General features: G+C 73.1%; 23 protein-coding genes and 2 pseudogenes. 6 read left to right on the top strand and 19 right to left on the bottom strand.

The window, feature by feature from the left end:
* Positions 1–245: 245 nt before the first annotated feature.
* Together ACWEV0_RS24580 and ACWEV0_RS24575 are read left to right on the top strand one after the other, a co-directional pair.
* A pseudogene (locus ACWEV0_RS24580) lies at positions 246–1,037 on the top strand (ABC transporter ATP-binding protein); the annotation flags it as partial.
* Positions 1,034–1,717 (top strand): ATP-binding cassette domain-containing protein, encoded by a 684-nt coding sequence (locus tag ACWEV0_RS24575; protein WP_453151585.1) that lies wholly within the window; start codon positions 1,034–1,036, stop codon positions 1,715–1,717. The pseudogene ACWEV0_RS24580 and the gene ACWEV0_RS24575, both read left to right, overlap by 4 nt.
* Here the strand turns inward: ACWEV0_RS24575 and ACWEV0_RS24570 are convergent.
* Positions 1,714–2,238 (bottom strand): LysM peptidoglycan-binding domain-containing protein, encoded by a 525-nt coding sequence (locus tag ACWEV0_RS24570; RefSeq protein ID WP_453151584.1) that lies wholly within the window; start codon positions 2,236–2,238, stop codon positions 1,714–1,716. The two genes, ACWEV0_RS24575 and ACWEV0_RS24570, sit on opposite strands and share 4 nt — an antisense overlap.
* Before the next feature lie 233 nt (positions 2,239–2,471).
* Between ACWEV0_RS24570 and ACWEV0_RS24565 the strand changes: the two genes are divergently transcribed.
* Together ACWEV0_RS24565 and ACWEV0_RS24560 are read left to right on the top strand one after the other, a co-directional pair.
* On the top strand, positions 2,472–3,260 hold the full coding sequence (locus ACWEV0_RS24565; RefSeq protein WP_453151583.1) for a hypothetical protein: 789 nt from the start codon (positions 2,472–2,474) through the stop codon (positions 3,258–3,260).
* 98 nt (positions 3,261–3,358) lie between these two features.
* Positions 3,359–3,556 (top strand): annotated as a pseudogene (locus ACWEV0_RS24560) (hypothetical protein); the annotation flags it as partial.
* A 188-nt stretch (positions 3,557–3,744) separates the two neighbouring features.
* On the opposite strand, the gene der reads toward ACWEV0_RS24560, so the two are convergent.
* The 5 genes from der to aroH all read right to left on the bottom strand — a co-directional run bounded on the left by der (position 3,745) and on the right by aroH (position 8,243).
* Positions 3,745–5,193, bottom strand: a complete 1,449-nt coding sequence (der, locus tag ACWEV0_RS24555; protein ID WP_453151582.1) for a ribosome biogenesis GTPase Der — start codon at positions 5,191–5,193, stop codon at positions 3,745–3,747.
* Positions 5,194–5,284: 91 nt separating this feature from the next.
* Positions 5,285–5,929: a lysophospholipid acyltransferase family protein gene (locus ACWEV0_RS24550; RefSeq protein WP_453151581.1), complete on the bottom strand. Its 645-nt coding sequence runs from the start codon at positions 5,927–5,929 to the stop codon at positions 5,285–5,287.
* Positions 5,926–6,645 carry a (d)CMP kinase gene (cmk, locus tag ACWEV0_RS24545; protein ID WP_453151580.1) on the bottom strand — a complete coding sequence of 240 codons (720 nt, stop codon included), beginning with the start codon at positions 6,643–6,645 and terminating at the stop codon, positions 5,926–5,928. The genes ACWEV0_RS24550 and cmk overlap by 4 nt, the downstream gene beginning before the upstream one ends.
* 150 nt (positions 6,646–6,795) lie before the next feature.
* Positions 6,796–7,884 (bottom strand): prephenate dehydrogenase, encoded by a 1,089-nt coding sequence (locus ACWEV0_RS24540; protein ID WP_453151579.1) that lies wholly within the window; start codon positions 7,882–7,884, stop codon positions 6,796–6,798.
* A complete protein-coding gene (aroH, locus tag ACWEV0_RS24535; protein WP_403797413.1) occupies positions 7,881–8,243 on the bottom strand; it encodes a chorismate mutase in 363 nt (120 codons plus the stop codon). Before aroH ends, ACWEV0_RS24540 begins: the two co-directional genes overlap by 4 nt.
* A 101-nt stretch (positions 8,244–8,344) precedes the next feature.
* Between aroH and ACWEV0_RS24530 the strand changes: the two genes are divergently transcribed.
* Positions 8,345–8,680 (top strand): DUF952 domain-containing protein, encoded by a 336-nt coding sequence (locus ACWEV0_RS24530; protein WP_453151578.1) that lies wholly within the window; start codon positions 8,345–8,347, stop codon positions 8,678–8,680.
* A 117-nt stretch (positions 8,681–8,797) separates the two neighbouring features.
* Entirely contained in the window at positions 8,798–9,559 is a 762-nt protein-coding gene (locus ACWEV0_RS24525) for a nucleotidyltransferase domain-containing protein (RefSeq protein ID WP_453151577.1), read from the top strand.
* Here ACWEV0_RS24525 and ACWEV0_RS24520 read toward each other — a convergent pair.
* The 13 genes from ACWEV0_RS24520 to ACWEV0_RS24460 form a co-directional block, all read right to left on the bottom strand.
* Complete coding sequence (locus tag ACWEV0_RS24520) at positions 9,467–10,273, bottom strand: nucleotidyltransferase domain-containing protein (protein WP_453151576.1); 807 nt, start codon at positions 10,271–10,273, stop codon at positions 9,467–9,469. The two genes, ACWEV0_RS24525 and ACWEV0_RS24520, sit on opposite strands and share 93 nt — an antisense overlap.
* A gap of 3 nt (positions 10,274–10,276) precedes the next feature.
* Entirely contained in the window at positions 10,277–11,305 is a 1,029-nt protein-coding gene (locus ACWEV0_RS24515) for an ADP-ribosylglycohydrolase family protein (protein ID WP_453151574.1), read from the bottom strand.
* 20 nt (positions 11,306–11,325) lie between these two features.
* The gene (locus ACWEV0_RS24510; RefSeq protein ID WP_453151573.1) at positions 11,326–12,060 is read right to left on the bottom strand and encodes an NUDIX hydrolase; all 735 of its coding nucleotides are present in this window, start codon (positions 12,058–12,060) and stop codon (positions 11,326–11,328) included.
* 23 nt (positions 12,061–12,083) lie between these two features.
* Positions 12,084–12,974 carry an AAA family ATPase gene (locus tag ACWEV0_RS24505; RefSeq protein ID WP_453151572.1) on the bottom strand — a complete coding sequence of 297 codons (891 nt, stop codon included), beginning with the start codon at positions 12,972–12,974 and terminating at the stop codon, positions 12,084–12,086.
* Between the two features lie 175 nt (positions 12,975–13,149).
* A complete protein-coding gene (locus tag ACWEV0_RS24500; protein ID WP_453151571.1) occupies positions 13,150–14,343 on the bottom strand; it encodes a pseudouridine synthase in 1,194 nt (397 codons plus the stop codon).
* Positions 14,343–14,918, bottom strand: coding sequence for an SMC-Scp complex subunit ScpB (gene scpB, locus ACWEV0_RS24495; protein WP_453151591.1), 576 nt, complete (start codon positions 14,916–14,918; stop codon positions 14,343–14,345). Before scpB ends, ACWEV0_RS24500 begins: the two co-directional genes overlap by 1 nt.
* A 38-nt stretch (positions 14,919–14,956) precedes the next feature.
* Positions 14,957–16,003, bottom strand: coding sequence for a segregation and condensation protein A (locus tag ACWEV0_RS24490; protein ID WP_453151590.1), 1,047 nt, complete (start codon positions 16,001–16,003; stop codon positions 14,957–14,959).
* A gap of 97 nt (positions 16,004–16,100) precedes the next feature.
* Positions 16,101–16,625, bottom strand: coding sequence for a hypothetical protein (locus ACWEV0_RS24485; RefSeq protein WP_453151570.1), 525 nt, complete (start codon positions 16,623–16,625; stop codon positions 16,101–16,103).
* Positions 16,610–17,635, bottom strand: a complete 1,026-nt coding sequence (locus tag ACWEV0_RS24480) for a ParA family protein (RefSeq protein WP_365346797.1) — start codon at positions 17,633–17,635, stop codon at positions 16,610–16,612. Before ACWEV0_RS24480 ends, ACWEV0_RS24485 begins: the two co-directional genes overlap by 16 nt.
* 448 nt (positions 17,636–18,083) lie before the next feature.
* The gene (ald, locus tag ACWEV0_RS24475) at positions 18,084–19,199 is read right to left on the bottom strand and encodes an alanine dehydrogenase (RefSeq protein ID WP_453151568.1); all 1,116 of its coding nucleotides are present in this window, start codon (positions 19,197–19,199) and stop codon (positions 18,084–18,086) included.
* A 147-nt stretch (positions 19,200–19,346) separates the two neighbouring features.
* Positions 19,347–21,386: a tetratricopeptide repeat protein gene (locus tag ACWEV0_RS24470; RefSeq protein ID WP_453151567.1), complete on the bottom strand. Its 2,040-nt coding sequence runs from the start codon at positions 21,384–21,386 to the stop codon at positions 19,347–19,349.
* Between the two features lie 168 nt (positions 21,387–21,554).
* Positions 21,555–22,181 (bottom strand): NUDIX domain-containing protein, encoded by a 627-nt coding sequence (locus ACWEV0_RS24465; protein ID WP_453151566.1) that lies wholly within the window; start codon positions 22,179–22,181, stop codon positions 21,555–21,557.
* 110 nt (positions 22,182–22,291) lie between these two features.
* Positions 22,292–23,950 (bottom strand): CTP synthase, encoded by a 1,659-nt coding sequence (locus ACWEV0_RS24460; RefSeq protein ID WP_453151589.1) that lies wholly within the window; start codon positions 23,948–23,950, stop codon positions 22,292–22,294.
* Between the last annotated feature and the right edge of the window lie 250 nt (positions 23,951–24,200).

Here is a 24,200-nt window from a genome sequence, read left to right as displayed (position 1 = left end):
GACGCCATCGCCCGGGTGGCCCTGCCGCTGCTGGCCGCGAAGATGACGCAGTCGCCCAGTCTCATCTCCGCCGTGGGTGTACTCATCACGCTCCCCGTGGTTGCTGGCCGCACTGCCCGTGGGCGTTCTCGTCGGGCACAGGCCCCGCGGGCGCGAGCCCCGCGGACACAGGCCCCGCGGACACAGCGGAGCCCGCCGGGGCGGAGCCCCCGTCCGGCGCTCGCCCGGCGGCCGCCGACGGCGCCCGGCCACCCACAGGAAGACCCGCACCTCTGCCCACCCACAGAACGGGTGGTGCGGGCGGGGACACCAGCCCGGCCGCAGGCCGGGCGCACCCCCGCCGGCCCGCGGCCGCCGACGGCGCCCAGGCATCCGGCGCGGGACGGCGCCACCGGCCCGCGGCCTCTCACCGCCTCGTCGCCCACCACCTCACCCTCACCTACCCCGGCGGCCTCACCGCCCTCGACCGCGTCGACATCGCGCTCGCGCCCGCCCGGGTGACCGCCGTCGTCGGGCCGAACGGGGCCGGGAAGAGCACGCTCTTCGACTGCCTGGCCGGGGCGGCGCGCCCGACCACGGGGCGGGTCACGCTCGACGGCGTCGACATCACGAGGCGCCCCGCCCACGCCCGCCACCGGCTCGGCATCGCTCGGACGTTCCAGCAGCTGGCCGTGTTCCCCTCGCTGACCGTGGAGGAGAACGTGCGGGTCGGCGCGCGGGACGGCGCCGCGGTGGAGGCGGCGCTCCGGCTGTTCGGGCTGGCCGGGGAGGCGCTCCGGCACAGGCCCGCCGCCGGGCTGCCCACGGGGACCCTCAGGCGCGTCGAGCTGGCCCGGGCCCTCGCGAGCGCCCCGCACACGCTGCTGCTCGACGAGCCGGCCGCGGGGCTCGACGCGGCGGAGACGGCGGCCCTGGCCCGTGTTCTCGCCGCGCTCGCCGCCGACGGCCTGACCGTGCTCGTGGTCGAGCACGACCCGGACCTCGTCGCCGGCATCGCGGACGCCGTCCACACCCTGGAGGGAGGCAGGATCACATGACCGTCGCCATCGCCCTCCGTCGCGCCCGGGTCCGCTACGGCCCCCTGGAGGCCCTGCACGGCCTCGACCTGCCGCTCCCCGCCGCCACGGTCACCGTCCTGCTCGGCCGCAACGGCTCGGGCCGCACCACCGCGCTGCGCGCGCTCGCGGGGACGGTACCGCTGACCACCGGGCGGGTGGTGTGGGGCGGTACGGACGTCACCCGGCTGCCGGCCCACGCCCGGGCCCGCCGCGGCCTCTGCTTCGTACCGGATCTGCGGGCGGTGTACGGGACGCTCACCGTCGCCGAGAACCTGGACCTGGCGGCGCCTGGCCGCCGGGACGAGGCCCTCGCCGCGTACCCGGAGCTGGCACCGCTGCTCGGCCACCGGGCCAGCACCCTCTCGGGCGGCGAGCGCCGCATGCTCGGCCTCGTCCGCGCCCTCCTCTCCCCTGCCGGCACCCCCGCCGGCGCGACCACCGGCGTCCCCACCCGCGTCGTCCTCGTCGACGAGCCCTCCCTCGGCCTGTCGACGACGGTGGCCTCCCGTACGTACGGGCTGCTCGCCGCGCTCACCGGCCCGCCCGCCCGCGCGGCGGTCGTCCTCGCCGAGCAGCGGCTCCCGCCGGGGCTGCCGCCGGGCTCGGTCGCGTACGAACTGAGTCGCGGCAGCCTCGTGTCCGGCGGCGAGATCACCTAGAACGTGAGGCGGAGCATCGTGCCGACCGCCAGCCGGTTCGGGTCCGGCCCGATCACGGAGCGGTTCGCCGCGTACAGCGCCTGCCAGCCGCCCTTCACACCGAAGCGGCGGGCGATCGCGCTGAGCGTGTCGCCGGGCTGTACGACATGGGCGCGGCCGCTCAGCCCGTACCGCTTGGAGCAGACCGGCCAGGCGCCCCAGCCCTGGACGCGCAGCACGTTCTCGGCGACGGTGATCTGCTGCGCCCGGGTCGCGAGGTCGGCGCGCCGTGCGTAACGGCGGCCGCCGAACTCCTCCCAGGTCGGCTGCCAGAACTGCAGCCCGCCGTAGAAGCCGTTGCCGGTGTCGGCGCGCCAGTCGCCGCCGCTCTCGCAGTCGGCGACGCACCCCCACGGCCACTGGTCCTGCACACACGCCTCGACCGGCGTGGGCGCGCCGGCCGCGGCCACGGCCGCCGCCGGCAGCAGCAGTGCCGCCGCCAGGGCGGCGACGCCCGCGGCCCGATATCGGATCTTCGACATCGGGGCAGGCTAGGCAGCGGCCGCCGGGCCCCGGCCCGTGCCGCGCGGAACACCGTTCACATGCCACCCGGTCGGAGTCACCCGCGCCCGCGCCGCCGGCACCGGCCTCCCGCACGCCCCTCGTACAACTTGTCGGCGCTCCACGCGTGACCCCGGCCGAGCCTTCCCCGTTGAACTCGGCATGAGACGACCGGGAACCGCCCGGCGTCGCACGCGAAAGTCCAGGAGCCCCCGTGCCGCGCATGCTCGACGTCAGCGAGGACGTACGCGCCGAGATCGGCGACGAAGAAGCCGACCGGCTGCTGGCCGGCGAGAACGCCCCGGGCAGCTACGACTGCACCTCGTGCCGTACGCCCGGCGACTCCGAGCAGGAGCGCACCAGCACCGTCCTGTTCGTCGGCGAGGAGACCGCCGTCCTCGCCTTCGCCCACGCCAGCTGCATCCCGTCCCAGGTCGTCCGGGTGGCGGAGGAGCAGCTCCAGGGCGCCGTCGCCTCCATCACGGCGGCCGACGCCGCCGGGGGCGTGGCCGACTCGCTCGCGTCCGCCCACCCCGAGCAGGCGGTTCTCGGCGTCACCAGCGGTCTGGTCCTGATCGAGGGTGAGCTGCACCCGGCCCTGGTCGTGGAGCCGACCGCGCCGGTCGCCCGGCCCGGCTCGGAAGGTCTGACGGACGAGTTCCTGCCGCTCCTCGTCGAGCAGGGCTTCCAGCCCGTCACCGATGTCAACACCAGGCCCGCGCCGCTGCCCGGCTGGTCCGTGCTGGTCGCCATGGGCCAGCTCCACTCGGTGCTCCAGGCCGGTGCGGGCGGCCAGGTCGCCTGGTGGCAGGCGCACCAGCCGCTCCAGGTCACCGAGGGCTGGCGGGCGGCGGCCAACAAGTCGCACACGGTGCTCGTCTTCGCCGCCCCGGTCGGCTCCATCGGCCAGCAGCCGCGCGAGGACCTGCTGCGGGACGCGCTGGAGAAGGCCGCGGCCAACGGCTGCCTGGTCGCCGCCGCGATGCCGCTGGCCGGCACGTGACGGACGACCGTCGGGCACCGGCCGTTCCGCGGCCACGGCGGGCGCCTCTTTCCGAGAGCCGCCCGCATCCCACGGACAGCGGGGTCGTTGGCACATACGTGCACTCATACGACCCATTCCGCCAGCCGTACCCGAGCCCCAGTCCCATCCCGGGCATGCGGCCCGCACAGGACGCCTCCGTCGGATTCTCCGCGACGCCGATCTACGACGCCCTGTACTCCGAGTACCGCCGGTCCTTCCGCACGCTGCCGGGCGACCGCAGTGGTGAGGAGGAGCTGGTCTTCCGGGCGTTCGGGACGCACCGGCAGCTCGGGCAGCAGGCGGGCTGGTCGGCGTACGCGCTGCCGCCGGGCCGGCGGAGCGGTGTGTAGGAACGGCAGAGACGGCCGAGGGCCGGGGCATCGCGACGACGCCCCGGCCCTCGGCCGTTCTGCTGCTTCCGCGCTTCTGCTGCCTTCGCGCTTCTGCTGCTCAGGAGCTGCTGCTACTTCTTCTTGCCGCGCTTCTCGCGCACCCGCACCGAGATGTGCAGCGGCGTGCCCTCGAAGCCGAACTCCTCGCGCAGCCGGCGCTCGATGAAGCGGCGGTAGCCGGCCTCCAGGAAGCCCGAGGCGAACAGCACGAACCGCGGCGGCTTGGTGCCCGCCTGCGTACCGAACAGGATGCGGGGCTGCTTGCCGCCGCGGATCGGGTGCGGGTGGGCGGCGACCAGCTCGCCGAGGAAGGCGTTGAGGCGGCCGGTGGGGACGCGGGTCTCCCAGCCGGCGAGGGCGGTCTCGATCGCCGGGACCAGCTTCTCCATGTGGCGGCCGGTCTTCGCGGAGACGTTGACCCGGGGCGCCCAGGAGACCTGCTGCATCTCGGTCTCGATCTCGCGCTCCAGGTAGTAGCGCCGCTCCTCGTCGAGCTCGTCCCACTTGTTGTACGCGATGACGATGGCGCGGCCGGACTCGACGGCCATCGTGATGATCCGCTGGTCCTGGACCGAGATGGCGTCGGTGGTGTCGATCAGGATGACCGCGACCTCGGCCTTCTCGACGGCGGCGGCCGTGCGGAGCGAGGCGTAGTAGTCGGCACCGGACTGGAGGTGGACCTTCTTGCGGATGCCGGCGGTGTCGACGAACTTCCAGGTCTGGCCGCCGAGCTCGATCAGCTCGTCGACCGGGTCGCGGGTGGTGCCGGCCAGCTCGTTGACGACGACGCGGTCCTCGCCCGCCACCTTGTTGAGGAGGGAGGACTTGCCGACGTTGGGGCGGCCGATGAGGGCGATGCGGCGCGGGCCGCCGACGGCCTTGCCGAAGGTCTGCTCGGGGGCCTCGGGCAGGGCCTTGAGGACCTCGTCGAGGAGGTCGCCGGTGCCGCGGCCGTGCAGGGCGGAGACGGGGAACGGCTCGCCGAGGCCGAGGGACCACAGCATGGCGGCGTCGGCCTCGCCGGACTGGCCGTCGACCTTGTTGGCGGCGAGGACGACCGGCTTGCCGGCGCGGCGGAGCAGCCGGACGACGGCCTCGTCGGTGTCGGTGGCGCCGACGACGGCGTCGACGACGAAGACGACGGCGTCCGCGGCCTCGATGGCGAACTCGGCCTGGGCGGCGACGGAGGCGTCGATGCCGAGGACGTCCTGCTCCCAGCCGCCGGTGTCGACGACCTTGAAGCGGCGGCCGGCCCACTCGGCCTCGTAGGTGACGCGGTCGCGGGTGACGCCCGGCTTGTCCTCGACGACAGCCTCGCGGCGGCCGATGATGCGGTTCACCAGGGTCGACTTGCCGACGTTCGGGCGGCCGACGACGGCGAGGACGGGGAGCGGGCCGTGGCCGGCCTCCTCGATCGCGCCCTCGACGTCCTCCCGGTCGAAGCCCTCTTCCGCGGCGAGCTCCATGAACTCCGCGTACTCGGCGTCGCCAAGTGCCCCGTGGTCGTGCTGGTCGTTCATGAAGTCCGTTCCTTGATCATTCGTGGTCGGTGGGTTCCCGGGCGGGCGGCCTGTCGGCCGCCTCTCCGAGGCCCACTACTGAGAGTGTCGCTCAGCGTCCGGTGAGACGCCTGGCGTTTTTCAGGTGGTCGGTGAGCCGCTCCTGGATGCGGACGGTCGCCTCGTCCAGCGCCTTGCGGGTGCGGCGGCCGGAGCCGTCGCCGGCCTCGAAGGCGTCGCCGAAGACGACGTCGACGCGGCTGCGCAGCCGGGGCAGCCCCTTGACCAACCGTCCGGGGGTGTCCGTGCTTCCCAGCACGGCGACCGGGACGATCGGCGCGCCGCTGCGGACCGCGAAGTACGCGAGGCCGGCGCGGAGCGAGGCGAAGTCGCCCTCGCCGCGGGTGCCCTCGGGGAAGATGCCGAGGACGCCGCCGTGCTCCAGGACCGCGAGGGCCCGGGCTATCGCGGTGCGGTCGGTGCTGTCGCGGTCGACCTTGAGCTGGCCGATGCCCTCCAGGAAGCTGCCGAGCGGCCCGACGAACGCTTCCTTCTTGATGAGGAAGTGGACGGGCCGCGGGGCGGTGCCCATGAGCATGGGGCCGTCGATGTTGTGCGCGTGGTTGACGGCGAGGATGACGGGGCCGGAGGCCGGCACCCGCCAGGCGCCGAGGACGCGCGGCTTCCAGAAGCCGTACATCAGGCCGATGCCGATGCGACGGCCGACGGCGGCGCCCTTCTCGGAGGGCTGGGTCACTTCGCGGCCGTCCGCTTCTCCTCCACCAGGGTGACGACGCACTCGATGACCTGGTCGAGGGTGAGCTCGGTGGTGTCGACCTCGACGGCGTCGTCGGCCTTGGCGAGCGGGGAGGTCTTGCGGGACGAGTCGGCGGCGTCCCGCTTGATCAGGGCCTGCTGGGTGGCGTGCACGTCGGCGCCCTTGAGCTCGCCGGAGCGGCGGGCGGCGCGGGCCTCCGGGGAGGCGGTGAGGAAGATCTTCAGGTCGGCGTCCGGCAGGACGGTGGTGCCGATGTCCCGGCCCTCGACGACGATGCCGAGCTCGGCGCCCCTGGCGATGGACCGCTGGAGCTCCGTGATCAGGCTGCGCACCTCCGGGACGGCGCTGACCGCGCTGACCTTGGAGGTGACCTCCTCGGTACGGATCGGGCCGGACGCGTCGACGCCGTCGACGGTGATGGTGGGCCGGGCCGGGTCGGTGCCGGAGACGATGACGGGCTTGGCGGCGGCGTTGGCGACGGCGTCGGCGTCGTGCACGTCGACGCCGTTGCTGATCATCCACCAGGTGATGGCCCGGTACTGGGCACCGGTGTCGAGATAGCTCAGCCCCAGCTTGGCGGCAACCGCCTTCGAGGTGCTCGACTTGCCCGTGCCGGAGGGGCCGTCGATGGCGACGATCACGGTTTCCACGGTGGGGAACGCCTTCCTGGATGAGCGACAGCCCCCGGCGGACATGCGGGGACCCCCACAAGGTTACCGAGTCCGCCGCACCCGTTCGGCCCAGCGGTGCCCGGGGACCCGTTCCGGGCCCCTGCCCGCCCGGACCGCCGCCCCCGCCCGCGGGGAAAGCCGCCGCCCGCGCGGGGCACGGCCCACGACGGGGGCTCAGCCCGTCCGCAACGCCCAGCCGCGCTCGCGGAGCGACTCGCTCAGGACCGGCGCCGCCGAGGGTTCCACCATGAGCTGGACGAGGCCCGCCTGCTGGCCCGTGGCGTGGTCGATGCGGACGTCCTCGATGTTGACGCCCGCGCGGCCCGCGTCGGCGAAGATGCGGGCGAGCTCGCCCGGCTGGTCGCTGATGAGGACGGCGACGGTCTCGTACGTGGCGGGGGCGGCGCCGTGCTTGCCGGGGACGCGGGCGCGGCCGGCGTTGCCGCGGCGCAGGACGTCCTCGACGCCGGAGGCGCCGGCGCTGCGCTTGGCCTCGTCGCCGGACTCGAGCGCGCGCAGGGCCCGTACCGTCTCGTCGAGGTCGGCGGCGACGCCCGCGAGGACGTCGGCGACGGGGCCGGGGTTGGCGGAGAGGATCTCGACCCACATGCGCGGGTCGGAGGCGGCGATGCGGGTGACGTCGCGGATGCCCTGGCCGCAGAGGCGTACGGCCGACTCGTCGGCCTCCTCCAGGCGGGCGGCGACCATCGACGAGACGAGCTGCGGGGTGTGCGAGACGAGCGCGACGGCCCGGTCGTGGGCGTCGGCGTCCATGACGACGGGGACGGCCCGGCACAGGGCGATCAGTTCGAGCGCGAGGTTGAGGACCTCGGTGTCGGTGTCGCGGGTGGGCGTGAGCACCCACGGGCGCCCCTCGAAGAGGTCGGCGGTGGCGGCGAGCGGGCCGGAACGCTCCTTGCCGGACATCGGGTGACTGCCGATGTACGCGGTGAGGTCGAGGCCCAGCTCCTCCAGCTCCCGCTTGGGCCCGCCCTTGACGCTGGCCACGTCGAGGTAGCCGCGGCCGAGCCCGGCGCGGATCGCGTCGGCGAGGGTGCCGGCGACGTGCGCGGGCGGCACGGCGACGAGGACGAGGTCCACCGGCCCCGCGGGCGCCTCGTCCGTGCCGGCGCCGAGCGCGGCGGCGGTGCGGGCCCGGGCCGGGTCGTGGTCCCGGAGGTGGACGGTGACGCCGCGCCCGGCGAGGGCGAGCGCCGCCGAGGTGCCGATCAGGCCGGTTCCGATGACGAGCGCGGTTCTCACTGGGCGATGTCCTTGCGCAGGGCGGCCGCGGCACCGAGGTAGACGTGCGCGATCCGTGACTTGGGCAGTTCCGACTCGACGTGCGCGAGGAGCCGTACGACCCTCGGCATCGCACCCTCGATGTCGAGTTCCTGGGCGCAGATCAGCGGGACGTCCACGATCCCGAGGCCGCGGGCGGCCGCGGCCGGGAAGTCGCTGTGGAGGTCGGGCGTGGCCGTGAACCAGATGCTGATCAGGTCGTCGGCGGTCAGCCCGTTGCGTTCGAGCACGGCGGTGAGCAGCTCCCGCACCTGCTCGTGCATGTGTCCGGCGTCGTCCCGTTCCAACTGGACGGCGCCTCGGACCGCTCGTACCGCCACCTCGTACTCCTTCTCACCTGCGGGGGTGCTCCGGCCAGCCTAGTCAGGTGCCCGGAGGCACCGGCGCGGCGCCCGCCACTCGAGACGGTAGAACTGTCGGTATGTTGCTGCACGTCGTACCGCTGGACGAATGGTCCGCCGATCCGGACCGTCCCTACGCCCCGCCCTCCCTCTCCGCAGAGGGCTTCGTCCACTGCTCGCCGGACGAGCCCGCCGCCCTCGCCATCGCGGACGGCCACTACCGGGACGTGCCGGGGCCGCTGCTCGTCCTGGTGATCGACGAGACCCGGCTGGCCGGGGAGGTCCGCTGGGAGGGGTCTCGGGACATGCTCTTCCCGCACGTGTACGGGCCGATCGAGCGGGCCGCGGTCACGGCGGTCCTGGAGGTGCGGCGGGACGCGGACGGCCGGGCGAGGGAGCTGGCGCCCTGGACGTAGGCGTGGCGACCGTGGGCCGGCCGGTCTCCCGCAGCGAACGCTCCCGTGGGCCGGCCGGCCCCACACCGAGCGGAATTGATCTTCCGCGCCCACTCCCGCTGCCCTAGCCTGGCGCGCATGACTCCCGAGGAACTGGTGCGCGACCACACGATCTACTCGTGTGTCATGGGGTCGCGCGCGTTCGGTCTGGCCACCGAGGACAGCGACACCGACCGCAGGGGCGTGTATCTCGCCCCGACCCCGCTGTTCTGGCGCTTCGACAAGCCGCCGGCGCATGTGGAGGGCCCGGCCGCCGAGCAGTTCAGCTGGGAGCTGGAACGCTTCTGCGAGCTGGCGCTGCGCAACAACCCCAACGTCCTGGAGTGCCTGCACTCCCCCGTCGTCGAGCACGCCGACGCACTCGGCCGCGAACTCCTCTCGCTGCGCGGCGCGTTCCTGTCCCGCCAGGCGCACAGCACCTTCGTGCGGTACGCGGGAGGCCAGCGCCGGAAGCTGGACGCGGACGTGCGCCAGTACGGCGCCCCGCGCTGGAAGCACGCCATGCATCTGCTGCGGCTGCTCGCCAGCTGCCGTGACCTGCTGCGCAGCGGCGAGCTGCGCATCGACGTCGGAGAGGACCGCGAGCGGCTGCTCGCGGTCAGGCGGGGCGAGGTGTCCTGGCCGGAGGTCGAGTCCTGGATGAACCGCCTCCAGGACGAGGCCGACCAGGCCCACGCCGCCAGCCCCCTCCCCGAGACCCCGGACCACGCCCGGATCGAGGACTTCCTGACCCGCGCCCGCCGCGCCTCAGCCCTGCGCGTCCTGGAGCCCGGCCTCCTGGAGCCGGAGCCGCACGACGAACTCCCCGAGCGCCTCCCGCCCGTCGGCCTCGCCCCGTAGCGCCGACGCGGCCTGCGCCGCGTCGAGCACCGCGTGCAGCCGCTCGACCTCGGCCCGCACGTCCGCGACGCCCGCGATGTCCGGCCCCGCCGCTCCGTGCTCGGCCGCCGCCTTGGCGGCGATCAGCCCGGGCAGCCGGGCGGGGGCCTCGGGCACCTCGGCGGCGAGCGTGGGCAGATGGGCCTGGACCTCGCCCGTACGCATCAGGTGGATGCCGGTGAGCAGCGCCCGGTAGGTGTAGAGCAGCGGCTTGAGCTCGCCACTGCTCTCGAAGAGCCGCCACTGCGTGCCGGCGAACCCGCGGTAGTGGTGGGCGTGGTGCGAGGTGATCACGCCCGGCGCGAGGGCGCGCAGCTCCTCGTGGGCGGGCGAGGTGTGGACGACCAGCGGCGACAGGAGCTGTTCGAGGACGTAGCCGTTGCGCCGCAGCATGAGCCGGACGAACTTCCGCAGGTCGTGCGTGACGAGGTCCATCTCGACGCCGTCCCGGTCCCACATCCGGGTCCGGGTCTCCTCCGGCTCGCCGAGGCCGACCAGCGCGGCGACGGGCAGCAGGTGCACCCCGCGCAGGTCCACGTCGGAGTCCTGGGACGGGAAGCCGTAGAGGTGGGCCCCCGAGACGGTGGCGAAGAGCAGGGGGTCGGGCTGTTCGGCGACGACGGCGGACAGGTCGACGTCCGGGACGTCATCGGGGACGTAAGAGGTGAGTGTCATCGTTCACGCGTCCCACAACGCGCCGAAGGTGAGCAGTTCGCCGTGGTACTCGACGCGGTCCGTCCACCGCGCCGGCCACGCGTCCGCGCCCAGGTGGGCGCCCGCGAAGGCGCCGGTGAGCGCGGCGATCGAGTCGGAGTCGCCGCGGGTGCAGGCGGCGCGGCGGAGGGCGGTGAGGGGCTCGTCGGGGAAGAGGAGGAAGCAGAGCAGGGCGGTGGCGAGGGCCTCCTCGGCGATCCAGCCGTCGCCGGTGTACTCGCAGGGGTCGAGCTCGGGGTCGGCGGTGCGCTGGACGGCGTCCAGGCGCTCCAGCACGGCCAGGCACTCGTCCCAGCCGCGCCGGACGAAGTGGAGCGCGTCGGGGTCCTGGGAGCGGGTCCACAGGTCGCCGAGCCAGTGCTCGTGGTAGCGGTCGCGGTTCTCGTACGCGTACGAGCGGAGCCGGCCGACGAGCCCGGCCGGCTCCACGCCCTGGGCGAGCAGGTACACGGCGCGGGCCGTCAGGTCGGAGGCGGCGAGCGCGGTGGGGTGGCCGTGCGTGAGGGCCGACTGGAGCTGGGCGGCGCCGGCGCGCTGCTCGTCGCTCAGGCCGGGCACGAGGCCGATGGGCGCGACCCGCATGTTGGCGCCGCAGCCCTTGGAGTGGATCTGGCTGGCGTCCTGCCAGGCCCGGTCGGTGTCCAGGAGCCGGCAGGCGACCATGCACGTGCGGCCGGGAGCCCGGTTGTTCTCAGGTGAGTGGTACCAGTCGACGTACTCCTCCCTGAGCGGGCGAAGCAGCCGCAGCGGGGCCAGCACGCCCCGGTCCATGGCGGTGCGGATGCCCCGGGCGAAGGCGAGGGTCATCTGGGTGTCGTCGGTGACGTACGCGGTGCCTCCGCGCACCGGCAGCTCCATCGACCGCCACGGGCCGCATTTCGCGAGGATCTGCGGCACGTCGTTGAACTCCGTCGGGAAGCCGAGCGCGTCACCGAGCGCCAGTCCGAACAGCGCTCCCGTCGCCGCCTGCTTCGTCCGCTGGGTCATGGGCATTCCGCCTGTCGATCCGCCTGTCATTCCGTCCGTCCTTCCGGTCGCAGCAGCGGCGGGTGGAGTGCCGTGGCCTCCCCCGCCCGGTAGAGAGCGGCCGGTTTCCCCCGTCCGCCGGTGCGGCGCGGCGGTGCCTCGACCGGCCGGACGAAGCCGGGGGTGGCGAGGACCTTGCGCCGGAAGTTGGGGCGGTCGAGTGCGACGCCCCAGACCGTCTCGTACACCTGCCGCAGCTCGCCGAGGGTGAACTCGGGCGGGCAGAAGGCGGTGGCGAGACACGTGTACTCGAGCTTGGCGCCGACCCGTTCGCGGGCGTCGGCGAGGATCCGCTCGTGGTCGAAGGCGAGGTCGCCGGCGTCCTCGTACGGGAGCCAGCGCGCCTGTGCCGCGTCCCCGCCGCCGCGCGGCTCGGGGAGGTCGGGGACGAGTGCGGTGAACGCGACGGAGACCACCCGCATCCGGGGGTCGCGGTCCGGCTCGCTGTAGGTGCGGAGCTGTTCGAGGTGGAGCCGGGCGGCGGTGGTGCCGGACAGGCCGGTCTCCTCGGCGAGTTCGCGGCGCGCGGCCCGCTCGGCGGACTCCTCGGGCAGCACGAATCCGCCGGGCAGGGCCCAGGCGCCCGCGTAGGGCTCCTGGCCGCGTTCGACGAGCAGGACGTGCAGGCGGCCGTCGCGGACGGTGAAGACGGCGAGGTCGGCGGTGACGGCGAACGGTTCGAAGGCGTGCTTGTCGTAGGTCACGGCGGTCTCGGTGCTCACAGGGCTCTCGGCGCTCACGGGGCTCACAGATCGTGCGGGGCGGTGAAGTGCCAGCCCTCCGCGAGCAGCGCGTCCACGGCGGCCACGGCCGTCGCGAGGCGCTCCTCGGGCGGGCCGGTGAGGACGACGGTCCGGCGGCCGGTGCGGGCGAGCTGGGTGAGGAGGCGGGCTGTCATCCACACCCGAAGGCCCTCGGCGCCGGGCACCGGCGACGGCGTGCCCCGGTGGTCGGTCAGCAGCCACAGGTGGTGCCGGCCTCGGGCGGCTATCTCGCCGGTGGCAGGGCTCGCGGTGCCGAACTGGCGCTCGTGCCGGATGGTGAGCGCGAAGGCGTCGCCGTCGCAGAAGAGCACGGGCGAGCCGTCCCGGGCCGCCTCGTCCTCGCGGTCGGCCTGGCGCTGCGCGGCGACGGGGAAGTCCTCGGAGCGCAGCCGGTGGTACGGCGGGCCTTCCGCCAGTACGTCCGGTACGTGCCGGGTACGGGCCCAGGGGCCGCCGCGCCGCCGGTAGTGGTCGGTGAGGGCGTCGACCAGCGTGGTGGCGCCGGTGGACTCGGCGCCGAGGACGACGACCCGCCGGGTGAGCGCGGCCCGCACCGGGGCCTCCAGCTGCGCCCAGTGGGCGGCGGGGTCGGTGCGGACGGCGTCGTCGGCGTCGGGCTCCGGGGTGAACACCGCGTCGACCGGCTCGCGGACCTCCGCCTGCTCCGCACCGATGACCAGGGCCTCGGGGTGCAGCTCCCGCATCCAGGCGACGCGGTCGTCGAGCGGCGCGGTGTCGGCGGCGGAACCGTGGACGAGGACGGTGACGCGGTCGCAGTGCTGCGCGGCGGTGCGGACGAGCCGGTGGTGGCCCGCGTGCGGCGGGTTGAACGCGCCGACGACGAGCCCGTGCCCGTAACGGATCCTGCTCATGCCCCCACCCCCTCAGGCTTTAAGAGTCACTCTGACTATAAAAGCGGGAGGGCTCGACCACAAGTACGAAAACCCGGGGCGAGAAGACGGGAAGACGGGAGGACACGAAGAGGCCCGTGGCCGCCGGGCGGGCGGTCACGGGCCTCTTGGTACTTCTACGGGAGGGGGGTGCGGCCTACAGGCCGACCTCCTTCATCAGCATGCCGACCTCGGTGTTGCTGAGCCGGCGCAGCCAGCCCGACTTCTGGTCGCCCAGGGTGATCGGGCCGAAGGCCGTACGGACCAGCTTCTCGACCGGGAAGCCCGCCTCGGCGAGCATCCGGCGCACGATGTGCTTGCGGCCCTCGTGGAGCACGACCTCGACCAGGTAGTTCTTGCCGGTCTGCTCGACGACCCGGAAGTGGTCGGCGCGCGCGTAGCCGTCCTCCAGCTGGATGCCGTCCTTGAGCCGCTTGCCGACCTCGCGGGGCAGCGGGCCGGTGATGGCGGCCAGGTAGGTCTTCTTCACGCCGTACTTGGGGTGGGTGAGACGGTGGGCCAGCTCGCCGTGGTTGGTGAGCAGGATGATGCCCTCGGTCTCGGTGTCGAGCCGGCCGACGTGGAAGAGCCGCGTCTCGCGGTTGGTGACGTAGTCGCCGAGGCACTGGCGGCCGTCGGGGTCCTCCATGGTGGAGACGACGCCCTCGGGCTTGTTCAGCGCGAAGAACTGGTACGACTGCGTCGCGACGGTCAGGCCGTCGACGCGGATCTCGTCCTTCTCCGCGACGCGCATGCCCTGCTCGAGGACGATCTCGCCGTTGACCTCGACGCGGGCCTGCTCGATCAGCTCCTCGCAGGCGCGGCGGGAGCCGTAGCCGGCGCGGGCCAGGACCTTCTGCAGGCGCTCGCCCTCCTGCTCGGCGCCCGGGAAGGTCTTCGGGGTCTTGATCTGGGGCTTGTTCGCGTACCGCTCGCGGTTGCGCTCCTCCGCGCGGGCGTCGTACTCGCGCGAGCGCGCCGGAGCCGTGCGGCCGCCGCCGCGCTTCGGGGACTGCTTGGGGCCGCCCTTGGCGCCACCGCGGGCCGCGTCGCCGCGACCGCGCTTCGGACCGCCGCCCTGGCCGCCGTCGGAGGGACGGCCTGCCATGCCCTCGACGTCGTAGCTGCGCTCCTCGGGGCGGGGGCGACGCGTGCGGCCGGCGCCCTGACCGCCCTGGCCGCCCTGACCGCCCTGGCCGCCGCCCTGACGGCTCTGGCCACCGCCGGGACGGCCCTGGCCGCCGCGCTCGTCGCGGTTGTTCCCCGCGCCCCTGTAGTTGCCGCGGCCGCCGCTCTTGGCACCACGGCTCCCGCCGTTGTTTCCGCTGTTCCTGCCGCTGCTGCTTCGCATCAAACTTCCGTCGTCTTGTCGTCTTCGGCTGCGTCCGGATCGTCTGCATCCGGATCGAACGACGGAACGCCCTCCAGACTGTCCGGCTCGACCGCCTCCGCCTCGGGGAGGAAGGGCGCGAGCTCCGGAAGCTCGTCCAGGCCGCGCAGGCCCATCCGCTCCAGGAAGTAGTTCGTCGTCCTGTACAGGATCGCACCTGTTTCGGGTTCCGCGCCCGCCTCCTCGACCAGACCGCGCTGGAGGAGGGTGCGCATGACCCCGTCGCAGTTCACCCCGCGCACCGCGGAGACGCGGGAGCGGCTGACCGGCTGGCGGTAGGCGACGACCGCGAGGGTCTCCAGGGCCGCCTGGGTGAGCCGGGCCTGCTGCCCGTCCAGGACGAAGGCCTCGACGGCGGGCGCGTAGGCGGCCCGGGTGTAGAACCGCCAGCCGCCGGCGACGAGCCGCAGCTCGAAGCCGCGGCCCTGGGCGGTGTACTCGTCGGCGAGCTCGCGCAGGGCGTCGCCGACCTCGCGCGGGGTGCGGTCCAGGACCTTGGCGAGGTGGGCCTCGGTGGCGGGCTCGTCGACGACCATGAGGACGGCTTCGAGCGCGGGCTTGAGGTCGAGGTCGCTCACGAGGCTGCCTCCTGGTCGAATTCGTCGGTGACGGCGCTCGCCGCGTCCGTCCCGTTGCCGCCGGTCCAGGAGACGGTGAGGTCCCCGAGGGCGGTCTCCTGGTCGAGGGCGACGGCCTTCTCGCGGTAGAGCTCCAGGAGCGCCAGGAACCGTGCCACGACCGTGAGCGTGTCGTCCACGCCCGCCACCAGCTCCCGGAAGCCGAGCGTCCCGTGCTCGCGCAGCAGCGCCACGACCACGCCCGCCTGCTCGCGGACGCTCACCAGCGGGGCGTGGATGTGGTCGACGTACACCTGCGGCTCGGCCTTGGGCTGCATCGCCTTGACCGCGAGCTTCGCGAAGCCCTCGGCCCCGATGGAGATCACGACCTCGGGCAGCAGCTCGGCGTGGTGCGGCTCGAGGCCGACCGTCCGCGGATAACGCCGCCCCTCCGTCTCCCAGCGCTCGGCGAGGATCTCCGCGACCTGTTTGTACGCCCGGTACTGCAACAGCCGCGCGAACAACAGGTCCCGCGCCTCCAGCAGCGCCAGATCCGCCTCGTCCTCCACCTCGGCGGCGGGCAGCAGCCGCGCGGCCTTGAGGTCGAGCAACGTCGCCGCCACCACCAGGAACTCGGTCGTCTGGTCCAGGTCCCAATCGGGCCCCATGGCCCTGATGTGCGCCATGAACTCGTCGGTCACCTTCGACAGCGCGACCTCGGTGACGTCCATCTTGTGCTTGGCGATCAGCTGGAGGAGCAGATCGAAGGGCCCCTCGAAGTTGGCGAGGCGCACGGTGAAACGACCGTCGTCGCCGACGGTGCCGGGGGGAGTGTCGGTGCGGGCGTCCGAAGCGGCGGCGGGCATCGTGGCGGCGCACCCGACCTCGGGCCCGACCTTGGGCCCGACCTCGGCAGGCTCGAGTGGTTCCGGGCCACCGAGGGTGGCGTCGTGCGCGGGTGCGGGGGGCTCCGCCTCGTCGACCGCGCAGCCGGGCCCCGGCCCCGCCGCTGCGTCCTCGGGCCTCGCCGACGGCCCTCGCGCCGCCCCCGGTCCGCGCCCCAGCGCCCTGCGGCGCGGTGGGCGGGACGTTTCGTCAGAGGGTGGGGGCACGGATGGGTCCTGGTGGAGCGGAGCGGGTGCGGCTGCGCGCAGCGTAGCGTCAGCGGCCGCGGAGGCGGCGGACGAGGATGCTCGCGTCGCCGCGGGACTCCAGGTCGGCCAGCACGACGGCGACCGCCTCGCGGACGATGCGGCCGCGGTCGACGGCGAGGCCGTGCTCGCCGCGGAGCACCAGGCGGGCGTGCTCCAGGTCCATCAGCTCCTCGGCGGAGACGTAGACCGTGATCTTCTCGTCGTGGCGCTCGCGCCCGCTCGGGCGCCGGCTGGCGGCGGTGCGGCCGCGGCGCCGGGCCTGGGCCGGCGCGGCCGCGTCGGCCTCTCGGGATTCCCGCGAATCCCGCGAGTCCCGGGCGCGCGGCTCCGCCGCCTCGGAGTCGGCGGGAGCATGCTCGGCCGGTCCGGAACCGGAGCCGGAGCCCTCGGCCCCCGCACCCGCTCCCGCCGCCGAGTCGCTCTCGCCCGCCGGTGGCGGCACGGTGCGGCGCGGCGAGGAGGACTGCAGCGCCATCCCTCCGGTCGTACGGAACAGTTCGTCGGCGCCGGGCAGACTCACTCGGCGTGACACCGGGCGAGCACCTCCCTGGCGAGCTGACGGTAGGCGGCGGCGCCCACGCTGTTCGAGGCGTACGTGGTGATGGGCTCGCCCGCGACCGTGGTCTCCGGGAAACGCACGGTCCGGCCGATCACCGTGTGGTACACGTGGTCGTCGAATGCCTCGACGACGCGCGCGAGCACCTCGCGCGAGTGCACCGTCCGCGAGTCGTACATCGTGGCGAGGATGCCGTCGAGCTCCAGGTCGGGGTTGAGCCGCTCCTGGACCTTCTCGATCGTCTCGGTCAGCAGGGCCACACCGCGCAGCGCGAAGAACTCGCATTCCAGCGGCACGATGACCTTGTGAGCGGCCGTCAGGGCGTTCACGGTCAGCAGGCCGAGCGAGGGCTGACAGTCGATCACGATGTAGTCGTAGTCGTTCATCAGCGGCTTCAGGGCGCGCTGCAGCGTCGACTCGCGCGCGACCTCGGAGACCAGCTGGACCTCGGCCGCCGACAGGTCGATGTTGCTCGGCAGCAGGTCCATGTTGGGCACGGCGGTCTTGAGGAGCACCTCGTCCGCCGACATGCCCCGCTCCATGAGCAGGTTGTAGACGGTGAGGTCGAGCTCCATCGGGTTCACGCCGAGGCCGACCGACAGGGCGCCCTGCGGGTCGAAGTCGACGAGCAGCACCCGCCGTCCGTACTCCGCGAGCGCGGCGCCCAGGTTGATGGTCGACGTGGTCTTGCCGACGCCGCCCTTCTGGTTGCACATCGCGATGATCTTCGCGGGACCGTGGTCGGTCAGCGGGCCCGGGATCGGGAAGTACGGCAGGGGCCGTCCGGTCGGGCCGATCCGCTCGCGGCGCTGGCGGGCAGCGTCGGGTGCGAGCGTGGCCGCGTACTCGGGGTCGGGCTCGTACTCGGCGTCGGGGTCGTAGAAGTGCCCCTCGGGCACCTCGTCATAGGCGGCGAAGTGGGTGGACTCTCGGCCCATCTCGTTGCCGGCCGTGGCGTTCACGTGTAGGCCGTCCGTCATCTTCATCGTATGGGCTGGCGTCATGGGCTGGTGCGTCGCGAAGGTCCGCACCGCGACGGAGCCGATCGGGGCTCCTGGCTCGCCACTCCCGGGAGTAAATGTCGACTCATTCACAAGTCGTCTTACCTCCTTGGAAGTGGTCAGGAACATTTATCGATAGGTCAGCGTGGCACCATGCCGACGGTTGGCGACTCTATGGCGTGTCACCGCTCCGCAGCAACACAATCCGCCGGACCCGGCCCGATGTGTCGGCAACCGAACACCCCTCTGTCAAGGGTGCGCAGGCATGGAACCGCACGTTTCAGGGGTGCGCGAAACGGTTAAAGAGTTACGTTCGAGGCGAGTTGACCAGGCGTCGGAACGTGGCCCGACACACAGCGGGCCGGACCTTGCTCATCAAGGTCCGGCCCGGTGTGTGTGGTTGACGGCGTCAGTTGACCGTCCGTCCGAAAGGTCAGCCCAGGAGGCTGCTCAGCTCGAGGTGCTCGTAGCCGTGCGCCTCGGCGACCTCCTTGTAAACGACCTTGCCGTCATGGGTGTTGAGACCCTTGGCGAGGGCCTCGTCACGGCGCAGCGCCTCGACCCAGCCGTTGTTCGCCAGCGACACGATGTAGGGCAGCGTGGCGTTGGTGAGGGCGTAGGTGGAGGTGTTCGGGACGGCGCCCGGCATGTTGGCCACGCAGTAGAAGATCGAGTTGTGGACCTGGAAGGTCGGCTCGGCGTGGGTGGTCGCGTGGGAGTCCTCGAAGCAGCCGCCCTGGTCGATGGCAATGTCGACAAGGACACTTCCGGGCTTCATCTTGGCGACGAGCTCGTTGGTGACCAGCTTCGGGGCCTTGGCGCCCGGGATGAGGACCGCACCGACGACGAGGTCGGCCTCGATGACGGCCTTCTCCAGCTCGAAGGCGTTGGAGACGATCGTCTTGACCTTCGTGCCGAAGATCTTGTCGGCCTCGCGGAGCTTGTTGATGTCGCGGTCGAGCAGGGTCACGTGGAAGCCCAGGCCGATGGCGATCTGCACGGCGTTCCAGCCGGAGACGCCGCCGCCGATGACGACGCACTCGCCGGCGTGGGTGCCGGGGACGCCGCCGGGGAGCACGCCGCGGCCGCCGGCCGAGCGCATCAGGTGGTAGGCGCCGACCTGCGGGGCCAGGCGGCCCGCGACCTCGGACATCGGGGCGAGCAGCGGGAGCGCGCGGTTGGCGGTCTCGACCGTCTCGTAGGCGATGGCGGTGGTGCCGGAGGCCAGGAGGGCGTCCGTGCACTCCTTGGAGGCGGCGAGGTGCAGGTAGGTGAAGAGGGTCTGGTCCTTGCGGAGGCGGTGGTACTCCTCCGCGATGGGCTCCTTCACCTTGAGCAGCAGGTCGGCCGTAGCCCAGACCTCGTCGGCGGTGCCGAGGATCTCGGCGCCGGCAGCGACGTACTCCTCGTCCGTGATGGAGGAACCGACACCGGCGTTCTGCTCGATGAAGACCTGGTGGCCGTTGCGGACGAGCTCGTGGACACCGGCAGGGGTGATGGCCACGCGGAACTCGTTGTTCTTGACCTCGCGGGGGATGCCGACCTTCATCGTCGATCACGGTCCTTGAATCAGGGGGATGAAACGGGGGTGATGAATACATACCCGGATGCACCACGGCGCACCGGGACACACCACGTTCGAACGCGGCACACCCAGTCTAATGAAGGAGTTCCCCCTGTCTAGCCTTTCAAAGTACTAATCTTCGAGAGAAGCACTGCGGATTTCGTAGGCGGAAGCCTCGCTTCCAAGGAGTCTGTCGGCCGCGGACCGGTGCAGCCGGGCGGCCGCCGGGTCGCCGAGCCGGTCCAGGGTGTCGGCCAGCCTGAGCTGCAGCGCCGCCTGCAGCCGCACGTCCCCGGCGCGGCGCGCCCACTCGACGGCCTCCTCGCAGGTCCGGAGGCATTCCTCGGGGCGTCCGGCGTACTCCTGGACCCGGGCCGCCTCGCTCAACGCCCGTGCGTAGCCCGGGAGATCGCCGAGCCGGCGGTAGCCCGCGGCGGCCGCACGCCAGTTGCGCAGGGCCTCCCCGTAGCGCCCGGCGTAGGTGTGCACGGCGCCGAGCCGGCCGTAGAGCCGGGCCTGGTCGGTGCGCTCGTCGCGGGCGAGGCGCTGGGCGAGGGCGCGGCCGTACCAGTCGCCGGCCCGCTGCCAGTCCCCCAGCTCCTGGTAGCTGCCACCTACGGATTCCATTGCGCGACCGGTCGCGTACGGGTCATTTGCTTCCCTTCCCGCATCCAGAGCCGACCGATATCGCAGCAGAGCGTCCTGGGTGCGACCGGTTCCGGCATCGAGGTCGGCCAGGTTGAGCAGGGCCGCGGCCCGCTCGCGGTGCAGTCCGCGCCGCTCGGCGACGTCCAGGACGAGGCGGTGCAGTCCGTACAGGTCGGGGGCGGCGGCCTCGGCGCCCCGGTGCGCCGTGAGCGCCCGGACCAGGGCCGCGATCAGGCGGCGGGCCAGGGTGTCGAACTCTCCGTCCGCGACCGCGAGCCGGGCCGCGGCCAGCAGGACCGGGCGGCGGCTGTCCAGCCAGGCGGCGGCGGTGGCGGCGTTCGGGAAGCGCAGGGCGCGCGGCAGCCCGGCGAGCTTGCGGCGGGCCGGGGAGCCCTCGGGTTCGGTGACCGCGCGGCTGGACTGGAGGAGCCGCACGGTCCGCTCCAGCATCCGGGCCCGGGCCAGCTGCACCTCGGCCGGGCGGTCGCGCTCCTCCAGCTCGGCGCGCAGCAGCGGGACGAGGTGGGCGGGCACGTCGTACTGTCCGTCGGACTGTCCGTCGTGCCGTCCGGTCCGCGCCGCCGTCTCCCGTACGAGTCCGAGCGCGGCGAAGTCCGCGAGGGTGGTCGCGGCGGCGGAGACGGAGCAGCCGGCCAGGGCGGAGGCGGTGTGGGCGTCGACCCGGCCGAGCGGGGCGAGGCTGAGGTGTCGCAGTATCCGGGCGGCGGGCTGCGGCAGGGACTCGTGGACCAGGGCGAAGGCGCGGCCGACCGGGTCGCCGGTGCGGGCGCGCAGCCGCTTGGTGAGGTCGGCGACGGAGGACTGGGGGCGGGCGGCGAGCCAGCCGCCGGCCAGCACCAGCGCGGCCGGCATTCCGCCGCACTCCTCGGCGAGGCTCTCCGCGGCCTGCGGGTCGACGGTGACGCGGACCGAGCCGGTGTAGGAGGTGAGCAGTTCGATGGCCGACTTGGGGTCGAGGCCGCCGAGGGTGCACGGGCGGACGTCGGGGATGCCGGTGAGCGGGCCGCGGGCCACGCCGACGACCAGGGTGTCGGGGTTGTCGGGGAGCAGCGGGTCGACCTGTTCGGCGTCGACGGCGTCGTCGAGCAGGAGCAGCGCGCGGCGGCCGGCGAAGGCCGCGCGGACCAGGGCTGCGAGCTCCTCCTCGGCGGCACCGGGCGGCTGCGGGACGCCGAGCGCGGCGAGCAGTTCCTGGGCGGCGCGGGCGGTGGGCACGGGGTCGCCGCCGGGTTCGGTGAGCCGCGCCCGGAAGACGCCGTCGGGGTAATCACCGGCGAGCGCGGCGACGAGCTCCTCGGCGAGCGCGGTGCGGCCGGAGCCGGGCTTGCCGGCGATGAGCAGCACCCGGGCGCGCGGGGCCTTGCGGCCGGTGAGGGTGTCGAGCCCGGTGCGTTCGATGTCGGAGCGCAGCGCCTTCAGCTCCCGCTGGCGGCCGTAGAACCGCGCGGCGTCGACCTCCCCCAGACTTCGTCCGGGGGGACCCCCAACCGCCTGATCCGTCACGGGCCACGCTCCGTCCACCTGCGCACCACCATCCCGCGGGGGCTCCGCGCGGGCGCTCTTGAGCGTAGTTCAGGCGGCCCCGCCGACCCGGCGGAGCGCGGCGGACAAATCGCCCGATCGGATCACTGGATTGTCGGACCGCCGCGCTCCCCCGGGCCGCGACGGGTGTTACGCCTCGAAGGGGCGGGCCGGCCACGGCGCGTCCGCGGGGCGCAGCGCGTCCACGCCGTCCCCGGTCCGGGCCGCCATCAGCGACAGCACGCCGACCACCAGGCAGTTGTTGTGCAGCTCGCCGGCGAGCGCCCCGCGCACGAGGTCCGCGAGCGGGACCCGGGCGAGTTCCATGTCGGCCTCCTCCTCGGAGACCTCGAAGCGCTCGCCCTCCGCCTCGGACAGATCGCGGGCGAGGAAGATCCGTACGGCCTCGTCGCAGCCGCCCGGGGTGGTGTAGACGTCCGTGAGCACCCGCCAGTCCTCGGCCTTGACGTGCGCCTCCTCGTACAGCTCGCGCTGCGCCGCGTGCAGCGGGTTCTCACCGGGCACGTCGAGCAGTCCGGCCGGGATCTCCCACAGCTTCTGCCGCACCGGGTGCCGGTACTGCTTGAGCAGCAGCACCCGGTCCTGCTCGTCGAGGGCGACGACCGCGACCGAGCCGGGGTGGACCTGGTAGTCGCGGCGGGCGACCGAGCCGTCGGGCATGACCACGTCGTCCGTGCGGACACTCGTCTTGTTGCCCTGGAAGGGGGTGGTGGTGGCGACGACCCGCCACTCCTCCGGGGTGTCCTGCACCTGCATCGTCGAGTCCTCCCACATACGTCGGTCAGCGCCTACGTCAGCACATACGAAAGCCGGGGTACGCGCCCTCGGGTAAGGACCCGTACCCCGGCAACGTTAACGCGCGGCGATTACTCGGCCGACGTGCCCGTCTTGCGCTCGACGGCCGCCTTCACCAGGCCCGCGAAGAGCGGGTGCGGGCGGGTCGGGCGGGACTTGAGCTCCGGGTGCGCCTGGGTGGCGACCAGGTAGGGGTGGACGTCCTTCGGGTACTCGACGAACTCGACGAGCTTGTTGTCCGGGGAGGTGCCGGAGAAGACCAGGCCGGCCTTCTTCTCCAGCTCCGCGCGGTACGCGTTGTTCACCTCGTAGCGGTGACGGTGGCGCTCCTCGACGTACGGCTCGCCGGCGTAGGTCTCGCGGACGACCGAGCCCTCGGCGAGCTTCGCCGGGTAGAGGCCCAGGCGCATCGTTCCGCCCAGGTCGCCCGCGCCCTCGACGTACGCCAGCTGCTCCTCCATCGTCGAGACGACGGGGTGCGCGGTGGCCGGGTCGAACTCGGTGGAGTTGGCCTCGGGGATGTCGGCCAGGTTGCGCGCGGCCTCGATCACGATGCACTGCAGGCCGAGGCAGATGCCGAGCAGCGGCACCTTGTTCTCGCGGGCGTACTGGATCGCGCCGACCTTGCCGGACACACCGCGGTCGCCGAAGCCGCCGGGGATCAGGATGGCGTCGCAGTCGCTGAGCTGCTTCTCGGCGCCGGCCTGGGTCTTGCAGTCGTCGGAGGTGACCCACTTGACCTTGACCCGGGCCTTGTTGGCGAAGCCGCCGGCCCGCATGGCCTCGGTCACCGACAGGTAGGCGTCGGGCAGGTCGATGTACTTGCCGACGAGGGCGACGGTGACCTCGTGCTCCGGGTTGTGCACCCGGTCCAGGAGGTCCTCCCAGACGGTCCAGTCGACGTCGCGGAAGGGCAGGTCGAGCTTGCGGACGACATAGGCGTCCAGGCCCTCGGAGTGCAGCACCTTCGGGATGTCGTAGATCGACTTGGCGTCGATCGCGGCGACGACGGCGGCCTCGTCGACGTCGCACATCAGCGAGATCTTGCGCTTGATGGCGGTCGGGACCTCGCGGTCGGCGCGCAGCACGATGGCGTCGGGCTGGATGCCGATGTTGCGCAGGGCGGCGACCGAGTGCTGGGTCGGCTTGGTCTTCAGCTCGCCGGACGGGCCGATGTAGGGCAGCAGCGAGATGTGCACGACGAAGACGTTGTCGCGGCCGACCTCGTGGCGGACCTGGCGGACGGTCTCCAGGAACGGCAGCGACTCGATGTCGCCGACGGTGCCGCCGACCTCGGTGATGACGACGTCGACGTCGTCGGTGGCCATGCGGCGGATCCGGGACTTGATCTCGTTGGTGATGTGCGGGATGACCTGCACGGTGTCACCGAGGTACTCGCCGCGCCGCTCCTTGGCGATGACCTGCGAGTAGACCTGGCCGGTGGTGACGTTGGCCGAGCCGTCGAGGTCGACGTCGAGGAAGCGCTCGTAGTGGCCGATGTCCAGGTCGGTCTCGGCGCCGTCGTTGGTGACGAACACCTCGCCGTGCTGGAACGGGTTCATCGTGCCCGGGTCGACGTTCAGGTACGGGTCGAGCTTCTGCATCGTGACCCGCAGGCCCCGGGCCTTGAGAAGCGCACCCAGGCTGGAGGCGGTCAGGCCCTTGCCGAGGGAGGAGGCGACACCCCCGGTGACGAAGATGTGCTTGGTCGTCGTGGTGTTGGGCGGCATCGCCAAGAGGGGGCTCCCGTGGTCGCGTTCTGGAGGTGCGTACCGGCGTCCCCTCCGGAAGAATCGGGGGGTGCCGTCGCTGCGGTTGCGGGGTCCTCGGCTGTCGCCGTTTCCCACCGGTCCACGGGGTACCAGGGTATCAGCGACATCGGGAGACCGCTTCCGGCCACACGGGGCAGTCGGGTGCACACGGTCCGCGACACGCCGGGCGCGCGGAAGAGCCGGTACGCGCCCCGGCAGACGTATCCCG

Source organism: Streptomyces sp. NPDC003943, assembly GCF_053605265.1.
This window is presented reverse-complemented; position numbering and strand designations above follow the sequence as displayed.

Bases quoted from the DNA above. Each gene is read 5' to 3' on its own strand.
- cmk (WP_453151580.1), bottom strand. From the start codon at position 6,645: ATGTCCGCCGGGGGCTGTCGCTCATCCAGGAAGGCGTTCCCCACCGTG.
- scpB (WP_453151591.1), bottom strand. From the start codon at position 14,918: ATGGTCGTCGACGAGCCCGCCACCGAGGCCCACCTCGCCAAGGTCCTG.
- ACWEV0_RS24520 (WP_453151576.1), bottom strand. From the start codon at position 10,273: ATGACACTCACCTCTTACGTCCCCGATGACGTCCCGGACGTCGACCTG.
- ACWEV0_RS24465 (WP_453151566.1), bottom strand. From the start codon at position 22,181: ATGCAGGTGCAGGACACCCCGGAGGAGTGGCGGGTCGTCGCCACCACC.
- ACWEV0_RS24575 (WP_453151585.1), top strand. From the start codon at position 1,034: ATGACCGTCGCCATCGCCCTCCGTCGCGCCCGGGTCCGCTACGGCCCC.
- ACWEV0_RS24505 (WP_453151572.1), bottom strand. From the start codon at position 12,974: ATGAGCAGGATCCGTTACGGGCACGGGCTCGTCGTCGGCGCGTTCAAC.
- ACWEV0_RS24460 (WP_453151589.1), bottom strand. From the start codon at position 23,950: ATGCCGCCCAACACCACGACGACCAAGCACATCTTCGTCACCGGGGGT.
- ACWEV0_RS24515 (WP_453151574.1), bottom strand. From the start codon at position 11,305: ATGCCCATGACCCAGCGGACGAAGCAGGCGGCGACGGGAGCGCTGTTC.
- ACWEV0_RS24525 (WP_453151577.1), top strand. From the start codon at position 8,798: ATGACTCCCGAGGAACTGGTGCGCGACCACACGATCTACTCGTGTGTC.
- ald (WP_453151568.1), bottom strand. From the start codon at position 19,199: ATGAAGGTCGGCATCCCCCGCGAGGTCAAGAACAACGAGTTCCGCGTG.
- ACWEV0_RS24500 (WP_453151571.1), bottom strand. From the start codon at position 14,343: ATGCGAAGCAGCAGCGGCAGGAACAGCGGAAACAACGGCGGGAGCCGT.
- ACWEV0_RS24530 (WP_453151578.1), top strand. From the start codon at position 8,345: ATGTTGCTGCACGTCGTACCGCTGGACGAATGGTCCGCCGATCCGGAC.
- der (WP_453151582.1), bottom strand. From the start codon at position 5,193: ATGAACGACCAGCACGACCACGGGGCACTTGGCGACGCCGAGTACGCG.
- ACWEV0_RS24480 (WP_365346797.1), bottom strand. From the start codon at position 17,635: ATGAAGATGACGGACGGCCTACACGTGAACGCCACGGCCGGCAACGAG.
- ACWEV0_RS24570 (WP_453151584.1), bottom strand. From the start codon at position 2,238: ATGTCGAAGATCCGATATCGGGCCGCGGGCGTCGCCGCCCTGGCGGCG.